The organism is Lentibacillus saliphilus (genome assembly GCF_019093865.1).
Classification (GTDB): domain Bacteria; phylum Bacillota; class Bacilli; order Bacillales; family Amphibacillaceae; genus Lentibacillus_B; species Lentibacillus_B saliphilus.
Genome location: NZ_JABJXD010000002.1, coordinates 152,217 through 173,902 on the forward strand (window position 1 = coordinate 152,217; position 21,686 = coordinate 173,902).

The window sequence follows — 21,686 nt, forward strand, 5'->3', positions numbered from 1 at the left end:
CTTATTCATGCAGCTGACATTTACGGATGAACAACAAATGATGCAAAAAATGGTGCGTGATTTTGCGAGACAGGAAGTCGCACCAGAAGTAGAGCGAATGGAACGTGAGGACCGTTTTCCAAAAGAACTCATTCAAAAAATGGGTGACCTTGGTTTAATGGGTATTCCCATTCCTGAAAAGTATGGTGGAAGTGGCATGGATTTTACGTCCTACATCATTGCAATCCACGAGCTTTCAAAAGTAAGTGCTGCCTTAGGTGTCATTTTATCGGTCCATACATCGGTTGGGACAAATCCGATTTTGTATTTTGGGACTGAAGCCCAAAAAGCGCATTACGTCCCAAAGCTCGCGACGGGTGACTATCTCGGTGCCTTTGCATTGACAGAACCTGGTGCAGGATCTGATGCGGCCAATTTAAAGATGCGGGCCAAAAAAGACGGTGATGACTACGTACTATCCGGTTCAAAAGTATTTATTACAAATGGCGGTGTGGCTGATACATACATTACCTTTGCCCGAACGTGTGACATAGCTGGTGGAAAAGGCGTCAGTGCGTTTATTGTAGAAAAGGATACACCAGGCCTTTCTATTGGCAAACAAGAAAAGAAAATGGGGCTACACGGCTCTCAAACTGTACAGCTCACATTTGACGGCTGCCGTGTTCATCAATCGCAAATGCTTGGCTCTGAAGGGGATGGCTTTAAAATTGCGATGGCCAACTTGAATGTTGGGCGAATTGGGATTGCCGCTCAATCATTAGGCATTGCAGAAGCGGCCTTGGAGCATGCTTCAGACTATGCGAAAGAACGAGAACAATTTGGTCAGCCGATCGCTCGTAACCAAGGCATTTTATTTAAGCTTGCAGATTTGGCGACAGAGGTCGAATCGGCAAAACTCTTAACCTATCATGCGGCAACACGGGTGGCTCGCGATATTCCTTCAGGCAAGGAAGCATCAATGGCTAAGATGTTCGCTTCAAAGGTTGCCCGGAAAACAGCGATTGAAGCACTCCAAGTATACGGTGGCTACGGATATACCGAAGACTATCCGATGGAACGTTTTTTCCGCGATGCTAAGGTTTGTGAGATTTATGAGGGTACGAATGAAATCCAACATATTGTGATTGCCAAGCATTTAATGTCTTAGTGGGATGCCAGTCACCAGCATTTAAAAAGGTGTCAATAAAAGGGGGATGGGTCAAATGGATTTTCAATTAAATGATGAACAAGAGATGCTACGTAAAATGGTGCGTGATTTTGCAAAGAATGAAGTTGAGCCGACAGCAGCAGAACGAGATGAAGAAGAACGCTTTGACAGAGATATTTTTGACAAAATGGCGGAGCTCGGTTTAACCGGTATCCCTTGGCCGGAGGAGTACGGGGGGATTGGTTCAGATTACGTCAGCTATGTGATCGCAGTAGAGGAATTGTCCCGTGTCTGTGCGTCAACAGGCGTAACACTATCAGCACATCTCTCGCTCGCAAGTTGGCCAATTTATAAATATGGCAATGAAGCACAGAAAAAGACATTCCTTTATCGACTTGCGACAGGCGAGGCCCTCGGTGCTTATGCGCTATCTGAGCCTGGTGCGGGAAGTGATGTCGCATCCATGAAAACGATCGCGAAAAAAGATGAGGATGACTATGTTTTAAATGGTAGCAAAGTATGGATCACCAATGGCGGTGTGGGCGATATTTATATTGTTTTTGCCAAAACGGATGCTGATGCAAAGCATAGAGGGATTAGTGCCTTCATCGTTGAGAAGGGAACAGAAGGCTTTAGCTTCGGAAAAAAAGAAAAGAAGCTCGGGATCCGGTCATCTCCAACGACAGAGCTGATCTTTGAGAATTGCCGAATTCCAAAGGAGAATTTACTCGGAGCAGAAGGAGACGGCTTTAAAATTGCAATGACGACGCTAGACGGTGGCCGAAATGGCATTGCTGCTCAAGCACTCGGAATTGCGCAAGGGGCACTCGATGCATCCGTAGAATATGCAAAGGAACGTGAACAGTTCGGCAAGCCGATTGCTCATAATCAAGGCATTTCATTTAAGCTTGCTGATATGGCGACAGATATTGAAGCAGCACGTCTATTAACGTATCAAGCGGCATGGCTTGAATCGGAAGGACTTCCGTATGGTAAAGCGTCAGCGATGTCAAAGCTATTTGCTGGTGATGCCGCGATGCGGGTTACAACAGAAGCTGTGCAAGTTTTTGGTGGCTACGGTTATACGAAGGACTATCCAGTGGAACGTTACATGCGTGATGCAAAAATCACCCAGATTTATGAAGGAACCAATGAAATTCAACGCCTCGTCATCGGTCGCATGCTGACGAAATAACATCTTTTATTGAACAAGTGGTTGTCATAATTGAAGAAAGGATGTCGCAATATGCACCCAATCGTGGAACGGATCGCACAAAAAGACATTCGTGCATTAGCAAAAGCCATTACAATGGTCGAAAATGATGTACCTGATAAGTTGGATTTATTAAGTGATGTGTTCCAGCTCAAAGGCCATGCGCGCCTCGTTGGGTTAACGGGCTCACCTGGTGCAGGAAAAAGCTCTCTCGTGAATCGACTCATCACGAGGCTGCGTCAACAAAATAAAACAGTGGCCGTCATTGCTGTCGATCCAACAAGTCCATTTAGCGGTGGTGCTTTGCTCGGCGATCGTGTGCGTATGCATCAACATTTTACCGATGAAGGGGTATTTATTCGTAGTATGGCAACACGCGGGAGTCTTGGTGGCCTAGCACGCGCGACCAAGGATGCGCTTCGATTGTGTGATGCATTCGGGTTTGATGTTGTGATAGTAGAAACGGTTGGCGTCGGTCAATCAGAGCTCGATATTATGAAGATAGTTGATACAACTGCGGTTGTCGTGACACCAAACAGTGGCGATGTCCTGCAAATTTTTAAGGCGGGTATTATGGAAATAGCCGATCTGTTTGTGATTAATAAAGCTGATCTGCCAGGGTTCGGGAAATTAAAAGCGTTATTAAAAGAACTTGTCATGACGACAGCAACAACAGAGCATGAAACAGCAATTATTAAGACGGTTGCGACAGAAAACAAAGGCATTGATCAGCTCATTACAGCGATTGAAGCCCATCACACATTTCTGTACAACACACATACAGGTCAAAAGCGGCGCCTTGATCAATTGTCACTCGAAGTCCATGAATTAATACGCGAAGAAATTTGGCGTGATGTAGGCGCATTTTTAGATACAGAACGGGTTGAGTCCTATTTCAAACAAGAGACAGTAGACCCGTACAAATTAGCACAAGCGCTTTATGAAAAGTGGAAGCATAATGGAGGAAGCGACATATGAACAACAACGAGATGACTGTATCATCTGTTAAAGATGAACACCTTATAAAAAAACGTCGCGCCCAAATGATTAAAGGAGCACTCACGCTTTTCAAGGAAAAGGGATTTCATAAAACAACGACGCGTGAAATTGCCAAAGAAAGTGGTTTTAGCATCGGGACACTTTACGAATATATTCGGACGAAGGAAGATGTTCTTTATTTCGTCTGTGAATCGATTTATGAACAGGTGCATGAACGATTAGAAGCAACGATCGATCTTGAGCATGCATCTTTGAGTCATTTAAAGAGTGTGATGACATCTTACTTTTATTTAATGGATCAGATGCAGGAAGAAATTGTGATTATGTATCAAGAAGCGAAATCATTGTCTAAAGATACAAAATCATATGTGCTTCAAAAAGAGCGTGACATGGTCAGCATGCTTGAACGTGTGATCGTCGCTTCTGTTCCTGATCAGCTACCAAAGCGTGATGTTGCACTTATTGCGAATAATATTTTTATACAAGGACAAATGTGGGGGTTTAGACGGTGGATGCTGCATAATCAATTTACACTCGAGGCGTATATTGATCGGCAAATTCACTATCTTTTTCAGTCGTTAGGCATTGATTCAAAAACCGTCAATTAAAGCGGTGAAGGGACAATATAAAAAAGACGTTTGGAATGGGGAGGGGTTTTCATGCAAGATACGACGATTTATAAGCCGGTTCATCCTGTTCGTTTTGTAACCGCGTCTAGCTTGTTCGATGGACACGATGCATCCATTAACATTATGAGGCGGATTTTGCAATCGAGTGGTGCAGAGGTGATTCATCTAGGGCATAATAGATCTGTTGAAGAGGTTGTTCACGCTGCGATTCAAGAGGATGTACAGGGCATTGCCATTTCATCTTATCAAGGTGGTCATGTGGAATATTTCAAATATATGTATGATCTCCTAAATGAATTAGGCGCAGACCATATTAAAGTGTTTGGTGGTGGCGGTGGTGTCATCATTCCTCGGGAAATTAAAGAACTTCATGACTATGGCATTGCTTGGATCTTTTCGCCTGAAGACGGACGGGAGTTAGGTCTACAGGGAATGATTAATAAGATGCTAAAATTATGTGATTTTCTGCCGCCAGTTGATCTCGAGCGTGATCAGACAAAACTCGCTCAAGGCGACAGACAGACCGTTGCGCGATACATTACGTATATGGAAAATGAAGATACGGATAAAGCACGGCGCGATCAAGTGTTAAAAGAATTGAAAGCGCAATCAAACGATGCGCCAGTTCTTGGCATTACAGGAACTGGGGGTTCAGGTAAAAGTTCATTGACTGACGAAATCATTCGCCGGTTTGTTCATGAAATACCGGATAAAAAAGTGGCGATTATTTCGGTTGATCCAACGAAACGAAAAACAGGTGGGGCTCTTCTAGGTGATCGCATTCGAATGAATGCTATTTTTACTGATCGCGTCTATATGCGATCGCTTGCGACGAGAGACTCGCGCTCTGAATTATCCCGAGCCATTGAGGATGTCATCTCTGTCGTCCGTGCAGCGAATTACGATTTTATCATTGTAGAAACGAGTGGCATCGGACAAGGAGATGCTGCTATTACTGAAATTACGGATTTATCTATGTATGTGATGACAGCAGAATTCGGTGCGCCGACACAGCTTGAAAAAATAGATATGATTGATTTTGCCGATTTTATCGTCATTAATAAATTTGAGCAAAAAGGCTCTGAGGATGCGTTAAATCAAGTACGTAAGCAATATGAACGTAGCCACATGCTGTTCCATCAGGATAAAGCGGCATTTCCTGTTTTCGGTACGATTGCCAGTCAATTTAATGATTCTGGTACAAACGCCTTGTTTGCAAGCATGATTGATACGCTAAATGAACGGTACGGCTGGAAAGAGAAGGTTGACTTTAACAGACATGTCATTGCAGAAAAGCAAAACTTAATTATTACGAATGAGCGTCGTCATTATTTACGCGAAATCGCCCAGCACGTGCGCGCGTATCATAACCATACGAGGACGCAAAGTGAAGTTGCTAGAAAACTGTACCAGCTTAATGGTGCTAAGGAAGCGTTAGATAATGGGGAAGCATCTCAAGCGCTTGACAAGGCGATCGCAACATATGAAGAACAGCTTCATCCGCGTGCTAAAAAATTACTTGAAAGCTGGGATGAAACGAAAGCACGTTATGAACAGGATGAGATGACGTTTAAGGTTCGTAATAAGGACATAACGATGGCGCTCACAACTGAATCGCTAGCCGGATTAAAGATACCAAAAGTTGTATATCCGAAATTTAGTGATTGGGGAGAACGTCTCAGTTGGTTAATGCGGGAAAATGTGCCCGGTGCTTTTCCGTTTACAGCTGGAGTATTTCCATTTAAACGTAAGGGAGAAGATCCTACACGTCAATTTGCTGGTGAGGGGACGCCTGATCGCACGAATCGCCGGTTTCATTATTTGTCAAAAGGAGAACCTGCAAAGCGGCTTTCTACAGCCTTTGATTCCGTTACATTATACGGTGAAGATCCGGCACATCGTCCTGATATTTATGGCAAGGTTGGCGAAAGTGGTGTCAACATTTGCACACTCGAAGATATGAAAAAGCTTTATGCAGGTTTTGATTTGACAGATCCTAAAACATCGGTGTCCATGACGATCAATGGTCCAGCACCTATTATTCTTGCGATGTTTTTTAATACGGCAATTGACCAGCAAGTAGAGACGTTCAAACACGAGCATGATCGTAATCCGACGTCATCAGAATATGACACCATTAAAGCACAAACTATTTCAGTCGTCCGTGGAACTGTGCAGGCAGATATATTGAAAGAGGACCAAGGGCAAAATACATGTATTTTTTCAACTGAATTCGCCCTTCGCATGATGGGAGATATTCAGCAATACTTTATTGATAACGAGGTGCGCAACTATTATTCGGTGTCTATTTCTGGCTATCATATTGCTGAAGCAGGCGCCAACCCTATTACTCAGCTTGCCTTTACTTTAGCGAATGGTTTTACGTATGTGGAATATTACTTAAGTCGAGGAATGGACATTAACAAATTTGCACCAAATCTGTCCTTTTTCTTCTCGAATGGTCTTGATCCAGAGTATACGGTGATTGGACGGGTGGCACGGCGAATTTGGGCGATTACAATGCGAGACAAATATGGCGCTGATGAACGCAGTCAAAAGCTTAAATATCACATTCAAACATCAGGGCGCTCATTACATGCACAGGAAATTGATTTTAACGACATCCGAACAACACTCCAAGCGTTAATTGCCATTCAGGACAACTGTAATTCATTACACACAAACGCCTATGATGAAGCGATTACGACACCAACTGAACACTCTGTTCGGCGCGCGATGGCCATTCAAATGATTATAAATCGCGAGCTCGGTTTAACGAAAAATGAAAACTCGCTTCAAGGTTCATTTATTGTTGAGGAACTAACAGACCTTGTTGAAGAAGCGGTTTTGCAGGAATTTGAGCGGATGAACGATCGAGGTGGTGTTCTTGGCGCTATGGAACGACAATATCAGCGCGGGAAAATTCAAGAAGAATCTTTATACTATGAAGGCAAAAAACATACAGGTGAACTACCGATCATTGGTGTTAACACGTATTTAAATCCAAATCCACCATCAGAAGACGATATTAATGCAATGGAGCTTGCTCGAGCTTCAAAAGAGGAAAAAGAACAACAAATTTATGAACTTAACGTGTTTCAGGAACGACACGCAAAAGACACAGACGCTGCATTGGAGCGTTTAAAAGAAACGGCTTCCTCAGGTGGGAATATTTTTGCTGAACTAATGGAAACCGTTAAGGTCGCCAGTCTCGGTCAAATTACGCGGGCACTTTACGAAGTTGGCGGACAGTACCGCCGGAATATGTAGCAATTACAACTTTATGTTTCAATGTATGACGCATTTGAAGAAGCCTGGAAAGAGATGAATTTTTTCTAGGCTTTTTTTACTGGCATATTCACTTGCTCTTTGTTTATAATGTATGGTATGGTTCTGAACGTCTTATAAACTAAAAGCGATATACAGGTGAACAGATGCCTGAGATTTTATAAGGAAAAGGGAGTGCTTGACCGTGAGCTTAAAAACAGTTGGCCACGAAGAACTAAAGAAATATTCAATGATTGAACTGGCAGAGATGATTTTGCAAGAAGAAGGCAAGGCAATGGATTTTAAAGATGTGTTTGCCAAAATTAAAGCCATAAAAGGTTTTAAGGAAGACGTCAGTAATGATCGTTTGGCGCAATTCTATACGGATTTAAATGTTGATGGTCGCTTTTTAACGATTGGTTCAAATATGTGGGGATTAAAACGCTGGTATCCAGTTGAACAAATTGATGAGATCATAACAACTGAACCTAAGAAAAAGAAAAAGACGAAGAAAAAGAAAGCTGCTGCTAAAGAAGTTGCTCTTATTGAAGAAGATGAGCAGGACTTAGATACAGTAGATGATGATATAGATGAATTAACGCGCAATTTGGCCAAGGGCGATGAAGATGAGGATGAAGACTATGTCGCGCCTTACGATGATGACTACACTGAAGACTACGAAGACGAAGATTTTGACGAAGACTTTGAAGATGACGTAGAGGAAGAAGAAGAGGAAGAAGAAGACAATTAAGCATCTTGACTTTTTGGTGCTTTATGCTACAATTCCTATTGGGCTCTTTAAATTGATACCACTACGGCGTTTCCCCTTCTATGAGGGGGGAGCGCCTTTGTTGTTTGGTAATAGAAGATTTTGTGTACACTATAAAGATGTCGCTCAATTATTACTTTATATAGGAAAGTGAGAGGAATAAACATGACCAAATACATTTTCGTTACAGGCGGCGTCGTATCGTCACTCGGCAAGGGTATTACAGCTGCTTCACTCGGGAGACTTTTAAAAAATCGTGGCCTTAAAGTGACACTGCAAAAATTTGATCCTTATTTAAACGTTGATCCAGGCACAATGAGCCCATACCAGCATGGGGAAGTGTTTGTAACCGAGGACGGTGCAGAAACAGATCTCGATCTTGGTCACTATGAACGATTTATAGATATTAATTTGAACAAATATAGCAACATTACAACAGGTAAAGTATATTCTAGCGTTATTAAAAAGGAACGTCGTGGTGATTACCTTGGTGCAACCGTACAGGTCATTCCCCATATAACGAATGAAATTAAAGAACAAGTCTTTAGGGCTGGGCAAGCAACGAAGGCAGATGTCGTCATTACAGAAATCGGTGGTACGGTTGGTGATATCGAATCACTACCATTTCTTGAAGCTATTAGGCAGATCAAGAGTGATATCGGCAAGGACAACGTCATGTACATTCATTGCACGCTCGTTCCGTTCATTAAAGCTGCTGGTGAAATGAAAACAAAGCCGACACAGCATAGTGTAAAAGAATTGCGATCACTTGGTATTCAGCCTGATACGATCGTACTCCGAACTGAGCAAGAGATTAGTCGCGAAAATAAAGAAAAGATCGCTTTGTTCTGTGACATCAATGAAAATGCCGTTATTGAAATGCGTGATGCAGACACGCTTTACCGTGTGCCACTTGCACTTCAAGAACAAAACCTAGATCAATTAGTTTGTGACCACTTGAATTTAGAGTGCTCTGAAGCTGATATGACAGAGTGGAAGAGCTTGCTTGAAAAAGTGACGCATTTGTCCAAAACGGTCAATATCGGTCTTGTGGGGAAATATGTTGAATTACCAGATGCTTACTTGTCTGTTGTCGAAGCGCTAAAGCATGCAGGTTATCCGTATGATACAGACATCAATGTTCACTGGATTAATGCTGAAACCCTTGATGAAGGTACAATGACAGAAGCACTTTCAAAGGTAGACGGCATTCTCGTTCCTGGTGGATTTGGAGATCGTGGTGTTGAAGGAAAGATCACAGCCATTCGCTATGCGCGTGAACACCGCATTCCATTCCTAGGCATTTGTCTTGGGATGCAGCTGGCAACAGTGGAATTTGCCCGAAATGTACTCGGTCTTGAAGGTGCCCATTCAGGTGAAATTGATCGTCGTACACCACACCCAGTTATTGATCTACTTCCAGAGCAGAAAGCCATTACGGATTTGGGTGGTACGTTGCGTCTTGGCAGCTATCCATGCATGCTCAAGGATCATACGAAAACGAAAGCCGCCTATGGGAATGTAGATATGATTGAAGAGCGTCATCGTCATCGCTACGAGTTTAACAATACGTATAGAGAACAAATGGAAGGAAAAGGTTTTGTCTTTTCTGGAACAAGTCCTGATGGTCGTCTCATTGAAACAATTGAACTGAGTGATCACCCGTGGTTTGTTGCAAGTCAATTCCATCCAGAATTCAAATCACGTCCAACACGTTCGCACCCATTGTTTGCAGGATTTATTGGCGCGATTGTTAACGATAAATAACTATAACGAACGAAAAAGGCCTTGGCAGAATTAAATTGCTAGGGTCTTTTTGCTTAGCTATTTATGCTTATGATCTAGGTTTAGTCTATGTCTTTTGATCTAAAACGGCAAAAATTTCCTTTAAAGCAATAAATGTAGATTATCCCTTAAATGTAAAAACGTTCTTTAAAAAGAAGGTTTTTACATATTGTATCCCGAATAATGATATAATCAATGTATAGAGGGGGTCATATGATATATGTACAAAGATATACTGGTTGTGGATGACCAACCGGGCATACGTCTGCTGCTTCAAGATGTGTTAGCTAATGAAGGTTATAAGGTGGCGACACGAGAAACAGGACAGGAAGCATTAGAGGCACTTCGTAAGACATCGTACGCCCTTGTCATTCTTGACTATAAACTACCAGTTATGGATGGTGTGGAAGTCTTGAAGCAGCTTGAGGCAGAACAAAATAAGACACCTGCAATTTTAATTAGCGGCCTAGCGGAAGAAATGAGCCAAAGCCTGAAAAATATATCTAACTTAAAGGAAATTATTGCAAAGCCCTTTAATGTTCAACATATTTGTACAGTCGTTAATCAGATCATACAGCAATCATATACATAATTTTATCAATGGAATCGTACGATACTTATGGAGAGAGGCTGGGACAAAAGACGCTTAATCAAATGAAAATCCAAATAATACAGCCACGGAAACACACTTCGACCGACAACCAGGACGGTTTAGTGTCGATGTTGGTGCAGGACGCACCGATATTAATCGACCGACAACTAGGACGGTTTAGTGTTTGTGTTGGTAACAGGACGTTGCGATATTAGCCTTTCTCCCAGAAGAGTGTGCGTGTTTTTCTGAAGCTAATGTTGAGCAATGTTCGTCTTTTTACGTTAAACTTTAAGCTATGACACAGGCTCTTTAAACAGAAAACATGTCCATCTTCACAATGTGTACAAATCAATGGTCGAGACGAACGGTAATTTGTTGCCACTTTAATCTTTAGTTGGTATTCTTGTAGTATGAATCACATGAATTCATTATTGCTTTTAACTAAAAGGAGGATGCAGCATGCCATTGGTTTCCATGAAAGAAATGCTTGAAAAAGGTAAAGAAAATGGATATGCAGTCGGACAATTTAATGTGAACAACTTGGAGTATGCTCAAGCGATTCTTCAGGCCGCCGAAAAAGAACAGTCACCAGTCATTCTCGGTGTGTCAGAAGGTGCCGGCAGATATATGGGTGGTTTTAACGTTGTTGTCGCCATGGTAGAAGCTTTGATTGAGGCGTATAAAATAACTGTACCCGTTGCGATTCATCTTGACCATGGATCAAGCTTTAAAACGTGTGCTGAGGCCATTCACGCTGGATTCACATCTGTCATGATTGATGCCTCTGCAGAACCGTTAGAGGATAACATTGCACTTACGAAAAAAGTAGTTGAACTTGCTCATATTCACGGTGTATCTGTCGAAGCAGAATTAGGACGTGTTGGTGGTCAAGAAGATGATCTTATCGTTGATGATGCAGAACAGGCCTATGCCATTCCGTCTGAGTGTGAACGTCTCGTGAAGGAAACCAATGTTGATTGCTTTGCACCTGCACTCGGGTCTGTTCATGGCCCATATAAAGGAGAGCCAAACCTAGGATTTGACCGCATGGAAGAGGTCATGAATTTAACGAATGTGCCACTCGTGCTTCATGGTGGGACAGGCATTCCGACAAAAGACATTCAACGTGCAATCTCTCTAGGGACAGCTAAAATCAATGTTAACACTGAAAACCAAATTAAACAGGCTGAAGCGGTTCGTAAAGTCCTTGAAGAACAGCCTGAACAATATGATCCACGTAAATATCTCGGTCCTGGCCGTGAAGCCATTGAAGAAACAGTGATTGGTAAAATGCGTGAATTTGGTTCATCAAATAAAGCATAAATCGATAGGATATGTGAACGAAAGCGGATATATGTCTGCTTTCGTTCCTTTTCAATGTATAATCCCAACTCAAGAAAGGACGTTTTAACGTATGAAATTTTTCATTGACTCGGCGAATATTGCCGATATTAAAGAAGCAAATGCATTAGGTATTTTAGCTGGTGTGACGACAAATCCAAGTCTCGTTGCAAAAGAAGGTGTCTCCTTCCATGATCGTCTTAGAGAAATTACTGCAGAGGTATCTGGTTCTGTTAGTGCAGAGGTCATTGCTGAAGATGCAGAAGGTATGATTGCAGAAGGTAAAGAACTAGCCGCCATTGCACCGAACATCACGATCAAAGTTCCAATGACGCTTGAAGGGTTAAAGGCAGTAAAAGCATTTAGTGATCTCAATATTAAAACGAATGTGACGTTGATCTTTAATGCGAATCAAGCATTGCTAGCTGCGAGAGCGGGCGCAACATACGTCTCACCATTTCTTGGTCGTCTTGACGACATTGGCCATGACGGAATGGAACTCATTGCAACGATCGCCTCTATATTTGATCGCCACAACATATCAACGGAAATTATTGCAGCATCGATTCGCCATCCATTACACGTTATCGACGCAGCTGTTAATGGTGCGCATATTGCAACAATACCGTTTAATGTTCTTAGTCAGCTTGTTAAACATCCATTAACCGATCAAGGTATTGAAAAGTTCCTTGCAGATTGGAACAGCCAAAAATAACAAGCATATTTTTGGAAAAAACATGCAAACTAATAAATAAATTGAATGTGTGATTTTAAGGTGAAGTGGGGTATTCCAATTGCAAAAAATGTTAATTGAAGGCGGTCGAACATTAAAAGGAAAAGTCCGTATTGGTGGGGCTAAAAATAGTGCAGTCGCACTCTTACCAGCTGCGATTTTGGCTGACTCCGACGTTGTCATCGAAGGGCTGCCGGATATTTCCGACGTCTACACGTTGGGTGAGCTATTGGAGGAAATCGGTGGAACAGTCGACTGGGATGGACAAACCGCTCATATTGATCCTTCAAACATGGTATCAATGCCTTTGCCAAATGGTCAGGTTAAAAAACTCCGGGCCTCATATTATTTTATGGGTGCCATGCTTGGTAAATTTAAAAAAGCAGTCATTGGGTTACCAGGTGGTTGTCATTTGGGGCCGCGTCCAATCGATCAGCATATTAAAGGATTTGAAGCCCTCGGTGCGCAAGTGACGAATGAACATGGTGCGATTTATTTACGTGCTGATGAATTAACTGGCGCTCGGATTTATTTAGATGTTGTTAGTGTTGGTGCCACAATTAATATTATGCTTGCTGCTGTAAGGGCAAAAGGTCAGACGATCATTGAAAACGCAGCAAAAGAGCCTGAAATTATTGATGTCGTCACATTACTCACAAACATGGGTGCGAAAATAAAAGGCGCTGGGACAGATGTCATCCGAATCGAAGGTGTAGATCAGTTAAATGGTTGCAGACATACGATTATTCCAGATAGAATTGAAGCGGGTACATATGTCATCGCTGCAGCAGCAGCTGGTGAAGATGTCACGATTGACAATGTAATCCCCGAACACCTAGAATCGTTATTGGCCAAATTAAGAGAAATGGGCGTTTCCATTGAAGTCGGTGATGAGCATTTGCGCATCAAGCCAGCTCAACCACTGAAAAGCGTAGATATTAAGACGCTTGTTTACCCTGGTTTTCCAACCGATCTTCAACAGCCGTTTACATCTTTGCTTACAAAAGCGGATGATACAGGTGTCATTATCGACACAATATATGCAGCAAGATTAAAACATATTGACGAACTGAGGCGCATGAATGCTATAATAAAAGTTGAAGGTGGTTCAGTCATTGTGTCCGGACCTGTTCAGCTTGAAGGTGCACGTGTGAGTGCAAGTGATTTGCGTGCAGGTGCCGCATTGGTCATTGCAGGTCTCATGGCTGGTGGTATTACAGAAATAACTGGTCTTGAGCATATTGATCGTGGCTATGAGAATCTCATTGAGAAATTGACCAATTTGGGAGCCAATGTTTGGCGTGAAGAAATGACACATGAAGAAATTGAGCAACTACAAAATTCATAACGATGAAAGCGCCTAACGTGAATGTAAATGTGTTGCCCTCCACTTTTTGACATAAAATCTTCTTGGGATGAGGATATATTTGTTGAAAAGGGAGAGGTCTATTATGGAAAGAAGCTTGACGATGGAATTGGTGCGTGTGACTGAAGCGGCAGCACTTTCGTCTGCACGCTGGATGGGTCGTGGAAAAAAGGAAGAAGCAGATGATGCAGCGACGTCAGCCATGCGTAAAGTATTCGATACGATACCAATGCGAGGAACGGTCGTTATTGGTGAAGGTGAAATGGACGAAGCCCCAATGCTATACATCGGTGAAAAGCTAGGTGCAGGCAATGGTCCTGGTGTGGATGTTGCAGTTGACCCTCTTGAAGGCACTAGTATCGTTGCACAAGGGACATGGAATGCGTTGGCTGTCATTGCAATTGCTGACGAAAAAACATTATTGCACGCACCTGATATGTATATGAAAAAAATTGCCGTTGGACCACAGGCAGTCGGAAAAATTGATATTAATGCTTCAACATATGATAATTTAAAAGCAGTAGCCGAAGCAAAAAACAAACAAATAGAAGACCTTGTCGCCATAGTTCTGGATCGCCCGCGTCACACGAAATTGGTTCAAGAGATTCGAAAAGCAGGCGCTCGTATAAAGCTGATACCAGATGGAGATGTCGCCGCTGCAATTAACACAGCCTTTGATGATACAGGTGTCGACATTTTGTTTGGCATAGGTGGTGCTCCTGAAGGTGTTCTCGCAGCCGTTGCGTTAAAATGTCTCGGTGGTGAAATCCAAGGGAAATTAGTACCGTCAAATGATGACGAGCGTATTCGTTGTGAAAAAATGGGTATTAAAGATCTAAACAAAGTTTTCTATATGAATGATTTTTGTAAAGGCGATGATGCAATTTTTGCTGCAACTGGCGTTACTGACGGGGAATTGTTGAAAGGTGTTCAATTTAAGGGCTCCAAAGCGACAACACAAACCGTCGTTATGCGCGCTAAGAGTGGCACCGTCCGTTTTATTGACGGTGAGCACAGTCTACAGAAAAAACCAAATCTCGTTATGGAGTTATAACCTTCCATAATCTTCGAGAAGGGAGTTAAGTTTAACTTCCTTCTCAAATTCTTAAACATCTACTTTGGTGAATATAAACAGCCGTTTAGTATAGAGAGAGATTGGATATAATAATTACGGATATAAAAACCAAAACTTTTATTCTAGCTTCCGATTACTCTTCATATTACCTATAACATGGTGAGTCCCCATCTTTTGGCCAGCAATACCAACCAAAGCATATTGAACTCTTGAATATTGATTCTACAAAAATGAATAGGCATGGTGATAGAATGACTGCATTAACGATATCTAAATTGGAGTCGCTGACGTTAAAAGAACTTTATGCGCTGGCGAAAGAATACAAAGTCTCCTATTATGCAAAACTAACAAAAAGGGAATTAATTTTTTCAATTTTGAAAGGACAAGCCGAAAAAGACGGCTTTTTATTCATGGATGGTGTATTAGAAATTATTCCTTCTGAAGGTTTTGGATTCCTCAGACCGATCAATTACTCTCCAAGTGCAGAGGATATTTACATATCTGCATCGCAAATTAGACGATTTGATCTGCGTAATGGTGATAAAGTGTCTGGTAAAGTACGTCCTCCGAAAGAAAACGAACGGTATTATGGTTTGTTGCATGTGGACGCTGTCAATGGTGATGATCCAGAAGCTGCCAAGGAACGGGTGCATTTTCCTGCCTTGACACCGCTGTATCCAGATCGTTTTATGAATTTAGAACGCGCGTCTAGAAGTTTATCGACACGAATTATTGACCTCATGACACCAGTTGGTTTTGGCCAGCGTGGCCTTATTGTTGCGCCACCTAAAGCAGGTAAAACCGTCTTGATTAAAGAAATTGCCAACAGTATTTCAGAAAATCATCCAGATGCTAAGTTGATTATTTTGCTCGTTGATGAACGTCCCGAAGAAGTAACAGACATTGAGCGGTCAGTTCATCCAGGTGTTGACGTTGTATCTTCAACATTTGACGAAGTACCTGAGAGTCACATTAAGGTATCCGAGCTCGTTCTTGAGCGCGCAATGCGTCTCGTTGAGCATAAGAAAGATGTTATCGTTCTTATGGACAGCATTACCCGCTTAGCTCGTGCCTACAATCTTGTTATTCCACCGAGCGGCCGAACATTATCGGGTGGTATTGACCCTGCAGCCTTTCATCGCCCAAAACGCTTCTTCGGTGCGGCGCGTAATATTGAAGAAGGTGGTAGCTTCACAATTTTAGCTACGGCTTTAATTGATACTGGATCACGCATGGATGATGTGATTTATGAAGAATTCAAGGGTACGGGGAATATGGAGCTACATCTTGATCGCAGCTTGGCTGAACGAAGAATCTTCCCGGCGATTGATATTAAGCGTTCGGGTACGCGAAAAGAAGAATTGCTCGTGCCGAAAAGCCATCTTGATAAAATGTGGGCGATTCGTAAGACGATGCAGGATACACCAGACTTTATCGAACGCTTCTTGAGAAGACTAAGATCTTCTAAGAGCAATGAGGAATTTTTCCAAATGATGGAGGATGAAATGAAACGACGGGGGACGCGTAGCTAAACGCGCACCGAGCTTCATTGCATCATTATATGGCTCTGTTCGGAATGAAAAATCTGAATACGGTTCCCCTGTTGCAATCGATTCGTCAGACTGATATAATCTTTTTATGTGAGTTTAGATAGGTATTTATACCTTTGACGGCTCTTATAATAAACTCTGTTTCCAAAGGACTCAGGGCAAAAAGGAGTGGAAAGACATGAAAAAAGACATTCATCCAGAATATCGAAAAGTTGTATTTCTTGATACGAGCTCAGACTTTAAATTTATGAGTGGCTCAACGCTCGCATCTGATGAAACGATCGAATGGGAAGATGGTAACTCATACCCATTGATTCGTGTGGAAATCAGCTCTGATTCTCACCCATTCTACACTGGTAAGCAAAAAGCTGACAAAGTGGGCGGACGTGTGGATCGCTTCAAGAAGAAATACGGCATGAAATAATAGTGCTGCGATTATTAATTTGTCATTTAGACAATTCGGCTGTTAAGTAGGAGCTATATGTGAATACATGAAGCTATGCTTGACTGTCCTTCTTAAAAACAGGCAAACACGCTTTACTTGCCTGTTTTTAGTTTGTCTTATGTATGTTTGTTCGACGTTTTCTATTGCCCACGCCATGGATAATAGGTCCAATGGCAGAGCGTAACGCTATTTTTATTGATAATATGTAATCTGAAAAAGAATACATATGAACGCGTTTACATCAAAAACTGATGTTAAAATAGGTCGTTCACTCAAAAGTTTATGGCGATTCGGTGTGATAACGAATTGGATCGCTTAACATAAAGATGTGTCTCAATTCTTGAATTAGCATCCATTTAACTTCTTATGTTTATTCTCCTCGATCTTATATAAGTTTTAAATTAGAACTGTCTTGAAGGGAGCCACCTGTAAATGTATGAAATGAAGCAACCCGGCTGGGTAGAAGTCATTAGTGGCAGCATGTTTTCTGGTAAATCCGAAGAATTAATTCGTAGAGTGCGTCGTGCAACATATGGTCATTTAACAGTGCGTGTTTTTAAACCTGCCATTGACAATAGATATAAAAATGATGCCGTCGTTTCTCATAACGGCACGTCAACGATTGCACGTCCTGTGCAAAAAGCGATGGATATACTTGAATTTGTCGATGAACATGTTGATGTTGTCGGTATTGATGAAGCACAATTTTTTGATGATGCAATAGAGGCTATTGCTGAAAAATTAGCTGATTCGGGAATTCGTGTCATTATTGCCGGTTTGGATACAGATTTTCGTGGTGAACCATTTGGTATTATGCCGCGACTCATGGCGATGAGTGAATCAACAACAAAGCTTAATGCAATTTGTACGGTGTGTGGATCTCCTGCAAGTCGTACACAGCGACTCATTAATGATAAGCCGGCTTCTTATAGCGATCCAATCATTCTCGTTGGTGCATCGGAAAGCTATGAACCGAGATGTCGTCATCATCATGACGTACCCAATAAGCCAGCACACCCTCTTCTGCTCAAGGCAACAAACCAATCAAACTAATATCAAAGCACTAACATTACTTATTATTGACGTTTCACCTAGACAATAGCAGCACCATTTCATAATATGAGACAGCCAAATGATTCCCGTTAATGTGGAGGCTTTGGCTGTTTTTTAATTGTTAATACGATAATATGAACGCACTTCAGGTGAGAGACAACCGATAAATTCTATTCCCTTCATTCTTTTATGAAATTTACTTAATCAATGGTCATTATGCTGTAGATGAACATATTGTACAGGGGAGGGGAAATATCATGGGTGTCGTTTTGGCTATTTCATCGGCATTAATGTTCTCATTAAATAATATTATGATCAAAAAAGGGATCGCAAAGAGCAACAATGAGCGAAGTGACAATGGTCTGCTGATCACCGTGTTGATGAATGTGATCATCCTTGGAGTCATTCTCATGATCGTTTGGGAGATAAAAGGTGAGGCGTTGTATTTTTCAAAAGAAGGTGTCTTGTTTTTTATGGTTGCTGGGGTGTGCACCTCGGGGATAGGACGGATGACATTGTTCGCAAGTATTTCTTATATAGGTCCGTCTAAAGCGTCGGCAATACGTAATACGACACCTATATTTACTGCGATATTTGCATTGCTTTTCTTAGGTGAAGTCATTTCATTTTGGCCAGGGATTGGGATGATGCTTATTCTCTGGGCAATTTTGTTTGAAGGGTATCGTTCGTTTCATTATGATCGGCACGCTGGTCTCCGTCATGAGGGAAATTCTTCATATGGATTAGGGTTTGGACTTGCACTAATTTCTGCTTTTATTTTTGGTGTTGGGCAAGGATTTAGGAAGCTTGGTTTATTAGAAACAGATGATGCGTTTTTAGGTGCATGGATCGGGTCGATTACATCATTGCTTTTCGTTATCATATTACAAAGTAGACGGCAGAGCGTGAAAACGGTGATCGATCAGAGTATCCGAATATTTAATCGCTATTATGTAATTGCGGGTGTTTTGACAAGCCTTGGGCCGTTATCGTTTTTTTTAGCTGTTCAATATATGCAGGTATCTTATGTCAGTGTGATCGCTGCAACTGAACCGCTCTTAACTGTCTTCATTAGTGCTTTGTTTCTAAAAGGTCAGGAGAAGATGACAGTACAGACGTGGCTGACAATAGCACTCATTATATCGGGAGCGGTATTTATTGTGCTATTTGGCTAATTAATTGGTTATTGCTTGGCGATATGTTTGAATGAAGTACGTCTTAACGTCGTTATCTTTCACTGCAGGCGGACGCTTTCCACGGGCACGGCCTTAGCCTCGGGCCAACACGATGTTGGTCATGAAGGCGTTGCAACAGGACGTTGCGACCTTAGCATTCCTTCCTTTTAACCTCTGCGGGGTCTTCGGACACGTGCTGTTCCCGCTGGAGGCGCCGTCTTCCGTTCCAGGCAACTCAGCATGTGCGTCTATTTATAAATACACATAAACATTTTGACCTTGATACATGGTTATACTATAATTAGACTGTTAAACAAAAAGAGGTGACAGTGATGCTTGACCGTTTACAATCATTGCAAGATCGTTATCATAAATTAAATGAATTACTAAGTGATCCTGAGGTCATCAGCGACACGACTAAACTACGGGAATATTCAAAGGAACAGTCTGACCTAGAAGATGTGGTCCAGGCGTATAGTGAATATAAAGATGTGACGTCTGAGCTTAAAGATGCAAAAGTGATGCTTGAAGATACGCTCGATGATGACATGGTAGACATGGTAAAAGAGGAAATTTCTGAGCTTTCAAAGAGGCAGGTAGAGCTTGAAGAACAAATGAAGCTGTTGCTGCTTCCAAAAGATCCAAATGACGATAAGAACGTTATTATGGAAATTCGTGGTGCTGCGGGTGGCGATGAAGCCGCTTTATTTGCAGGTGACTTATATCGTATGTACAGCCGCTATGCTGAGAATCGTCGTTGGAAGATCGATGTACTAGAAACCCATTCGACTGGTGTCGGCGGCTACAAAGAAATCATCTTTATGATTAACGGTAAAGGCGCGTATTCTCAGTTGAAGTATGAAAATGGTGCGCACCGTGTACAGCGCGTTCCTGAGACAGAATCAGGTGGTCGAATTCATACATCAACCGCGACTGTTGCTGTATTACCGGAGACGGAAGATGTTGAAGTCGATATTCATGAAAAAGATATTCGTGTCGACACATTTGCATCTAGTGGTCCGGGGGGACAGAGCGTTAACACGACAATGTCCGCCGTTCGACTTACACACGAGCCAACAGGTGTTGTCGTTTCGATTCAAGACGAAAAATCACAAATTAAAAACAAAGAAAAAGCAATGAAGGTGCTCCGGGCAAGAATTTATGATATGTATCAACGGGAGGCACAGGCAGAATACGATGAAACGCGGAAATCAGCCGTCGGTACAGGTGACCGGTCAGAGCGTATTCGTACGTATAACTTCCCACAAAACCGTGTGACAGATCATAGAATCGGCTTAACGATTCAAAAGCTCGACCAAATTTTAGAAGGTAAGCTTGACGACGTTATTGATGCGCTGCTCCTTGAAGAGCAAACGAAAAAGCTTGAACAAATTGGTGAATAATGATGACATCTTCAAATAAACAATATGAAGTCCTTCAACGGGCTTCTCTTTTTTTACAACAGCATAACCGTGAAGAAGCTGTGGCAACAATTCTGTTAAACCACCATCTTGGTGTGTCTAGAAGTGCATTTTACACGATGATGCGTGAGGACGTTTCTGAAGAGATCGTGCGAGCTTTTTGGGATGATGTAATTGCCCATGCGGAATTGGGTGTTCCTGTCCAGCATTTAATGGGATATGCGAACTTCTATGGACGTGATTTTTCAGTGAGTTCGGATGTGCTCATCCCTCGTCCAGAAACAGAAGAATTAGTTCAGCACGTCATTCAATCCGTTGAACGAAACGTGGTCAACGAACCAGTGACAATTATTGATGTAGGGACTGGGAGTGGCATCATTGCGATTACACTTGCTTTGGAATTAAAACATGCCATTGTGCATGCAACCGATATTTCGAAGGAAGCGCTCCAAGTTGCCAAGCTTAATGCGGAACAACTTGGTGCCGATGTGATGTTCCACGAAGGCCATTTTTTGGAGCCAATTATTACAGCATCCGTTGATCCTGATATCATTGTGTCGAACCCACCGTATATTGCTCATTCTGAAAAACAATCACTTGCTGACACGGTGAAACATTTTGATCCACACTTAGCCTTGTTTGCTGATCATGATGGGCTCGCTGCTTATGAGATGATCATCGACCAAGCACAACACCATTTGAGCTCAGTTCATAGCCTTGCTTTTGAAATTGGACACGATCAAGCGATTCCTGTAACAGCTTTGCTTAAAGACGCTTATCCACATGCTCGTGTTGATACAGTAAAAGATATTAACGGTAAGGACCGTATGATATTTGCTTGTCAACAATAAACCCAACGGAAGTGACACCGTCGTTTGTCCACTTCCGACGGGTTTTTTGTTAGAAGCCTTAACTCAGCCAAACGCATAAATCACAATTCAGCCGTATAAAATGTAAAAGCAACGCATAACCCTTCATCCAGCCGCATATATTGAAAAAACGCCCCATAAACGTCACTTCGCACGCATAAATCGCCAAACGCCCGCATAAGGTGTTTACGTTTATCCGTTTGATTTGATTCTCTTCAATACTAAAAAAATGAACCTTTGAAACAGCCATCTATCTA

General features: G+C 42.1%; 18 protein-coding genes. All 18 read left to right on the forward strand.

The genetic code is table 11. The annotated features are described in order from the left end of the window. The first annotated feature begins 7 nt into the window (after positions 1–7). The 18 genes from HPC67_RS05095 to prmC all read left to right on the forward strand — a co-directional run bounded on the left by HPC67_RS05095 (position 8) and on the right by prmC (position 21,411). Positions 8–1,147: an acyl-CoA dehydrogenase gene (locus HPC67_RS05095; RefSeq protein ID WP_217586380.1), complete on the forward strand. Its 1,140-nt coding sequence runs from the start codon at positions 8–10 to the stop codon at positions 1,145–1,147. A 55-nt stretch (positions 1,148–1,202) separates the two neighbouring features. Continuing rightward, the gene (locus tag HPC67_RS05100; RefSeq protein WP_217586381.1) at positions 1,203–2,342 is read left to right on the forward strand and encodes an acyl-CoA dehydrogenase; all 1,140 of its coding nucleotides are present in this window, start codon (positions 1,203–1,205) and stop codon (positions 2,340–2,342) included. Positions 2,343–2,393: 51 nt separating this feature from the next. Continuing rightward, positions 2,394–3,338 carry a methylmalonyl Co-A mutase-associated GTPase MeaB gene (gene meaB / locus HPC67_RS05105; protein ID WP_217586382.1) on the forward strand — a complete coding sequence of 315 codons (945 nt, stop codon included), beginning with the start codon at positions 2,394–2,396 and terminating at the stop codon, positions 3,336–3,338. After that, entirely contained in the window at positions 3,335–3,967 is a 633-nt protein-coding gene (locus HPC67_RS05110) for a TetR/AcrR family transcriptional regulator (RefSeq protein ID WP_217586383.1), read from the forward strand. The genes meaB and HPC67_RS05110 overlap by 4 nt, the downstream gene beginning before the upstream one ends. A 51-nt stretch (positions 3,968–4,018) precedes the next feature. Beyond that, the gene (icmF, locus tag HPC67_RS05115; protein WP_217586384.1) at positions 4,019–7,258 is read left to right on the forward strand and encodes a fused isobutyryl-CoA mutase/GTPase IcmF; all 3,240 of its coding nucleotides are present in this window, start codon (positions 4,019–4,021) and stop codon (positions 7,256–7,258) included. 202 nt (positions 7,259–7,460) lie between these two features. Further along, complete coding sequence (rpoE, locus tag HPC67_RS05120) at positions 7,461–8,006, forward strand: DNA-directed RNA polymerase subunit delta (RefSeq protein WP_217586385.1); 546 nt, start codon at positions 7,461–7,463, stop codon at positions 8,004–8,006. Positions 8,007–8,189: 183 nt separating this feature from the next. Continuing rightward, a complete protein-coding gene (pyrG, locus tag HPC67_RS05125) occupies positions 8,190–9,791 on the forward strand; it encodes a CTP synthase (RefSeq protein ID WP_217586386.1) in 1,602 nt (533 codons plus the stop codon). A 238-nt stretch (positions 9,792–10,029) separates the two neighbouring features. Continuing rightward, positions 10,030–10,401 (forward strand): response regulator, encoded by a 372-nt coding sequence (locus HPC67_RS05130; protein ID WP_217586387.1) that lies wholly within the window; start codon positions 10,030–10,032, stop codon positions 10,399–10,401. 459 nt (positions 10,402–10,860) lie between these two features. After that, a complete protein-coding gene (gene fba, locus HPC67_RS05135) occupies positions 10,861–11,724 on the forward strand; it encodes a class II fructose-1,6-bisphosphate aldolase (protein ID WP_217586388.1) in 864 nt (287 codons plus the stop codon). Between the two features lie 91 nt (positions 11,725–11,815). Then, positions 11,816–12,457, forward strand: a complete 642-nt coding sequence (gene fsa / locus HPC67_RS05140; protein ID WP_217586389.1) for a fructose-6-phosphate aldolase — start codon at positions 11,816–11,818, stop codon at positions 12,455–12,457. A 79-nt stretch (positions 12,458–12,536) separates the two neighbouring features. Further along, complete coding sequence (locus HPC67_RS05145; protein WP_217586390.1) at positions 12,537–13,823, forward strand: UDP-N-acetylglucosamine 1-carboxyvinyltransferase; 1,287 nt, start codon at positions 12,537–12,539, stop codon at positions 13,821–13,823. Between the two features lie 103 nt (positions 13,824–13,926). Beyond that, positions 13,927–14,895, forward strand: coding sequence for a class II fructose-bisphosphatase (glpX, locus tag HPC67_RS05150; RefSeq protein ID WP_217586391.1), 969 nt, complete (start codon positions 13,927–13,929; stop codon positions 14,893–14,895). A gap of 272 nt (positions 14,896–15,167) precedes the next feature. Further along, positions 15,168–16,448, forward strand: a complete 1,281-nt coding sequence (gene rho, locus HPC67_RS05155) for a transcription termination factor Rho (protein WP_217586392.1) — start codon at positions 15,168–15,170, stop codon at positions 16,446–16,448. 196 nt (positions 16,449–16,644) lie between these two features. Then, a complete protein-coding gene (locus tag HPC67_RS05160; RefSeq protein ID WP_217586393.1) occupies positions 16,645–16,890 on the forward strand; it encodes a type B 50S ribosomal protein L31 in 246 nt (81 codons plus the stop codon). 453 nt (positions 16,891–17,343) lie between these two features. Beyond that, entirely contained in the window at positions 17,344–17,964 is a 621-nt protein-coding gene (locus HPC67_RS05165) for a thymidine kinase (RefSeq protein ID WP_217586394.1), read from the forward strand. Between the two features lie 257 nt (positions 17,965–18,221). Then, positions 18,222–19,139, forward strand: coding sequence for a DMT family transporter (locus HPC67_RS05170; protein WP_217586395.1), 918 nt, complete (start codon positions 18,222–18,224; stop codon positions 19,137–19,139). A gap of 332 nt (positions 19,140–19,471) precedes the next feature. Then, positions 19,472–20,542, forward strand: a complete 1,071-nt coding sequence (gene prfA / locus HPC67_RS05175) for a peptide chain release factor 1 (protein ID WP_217586396.1) — start codon at positions 19,472–19,474, stop codon at positions 20,540–20,542. Between the two features lie 2 nt (positions 20,543–20,544). Further along, entirely contained in the window at positions 20,545–21,411 is an 867-nt protein-coding gene (gene prmC / locus HPC67_RS05180; RefSeq protein ID WP_343327810.1) for a peptide chain release factor N(5)-glutamine methyltransferase, read from the forward strand. Positions 21,412–21,686: the final 275 nt, after the last annotated feature.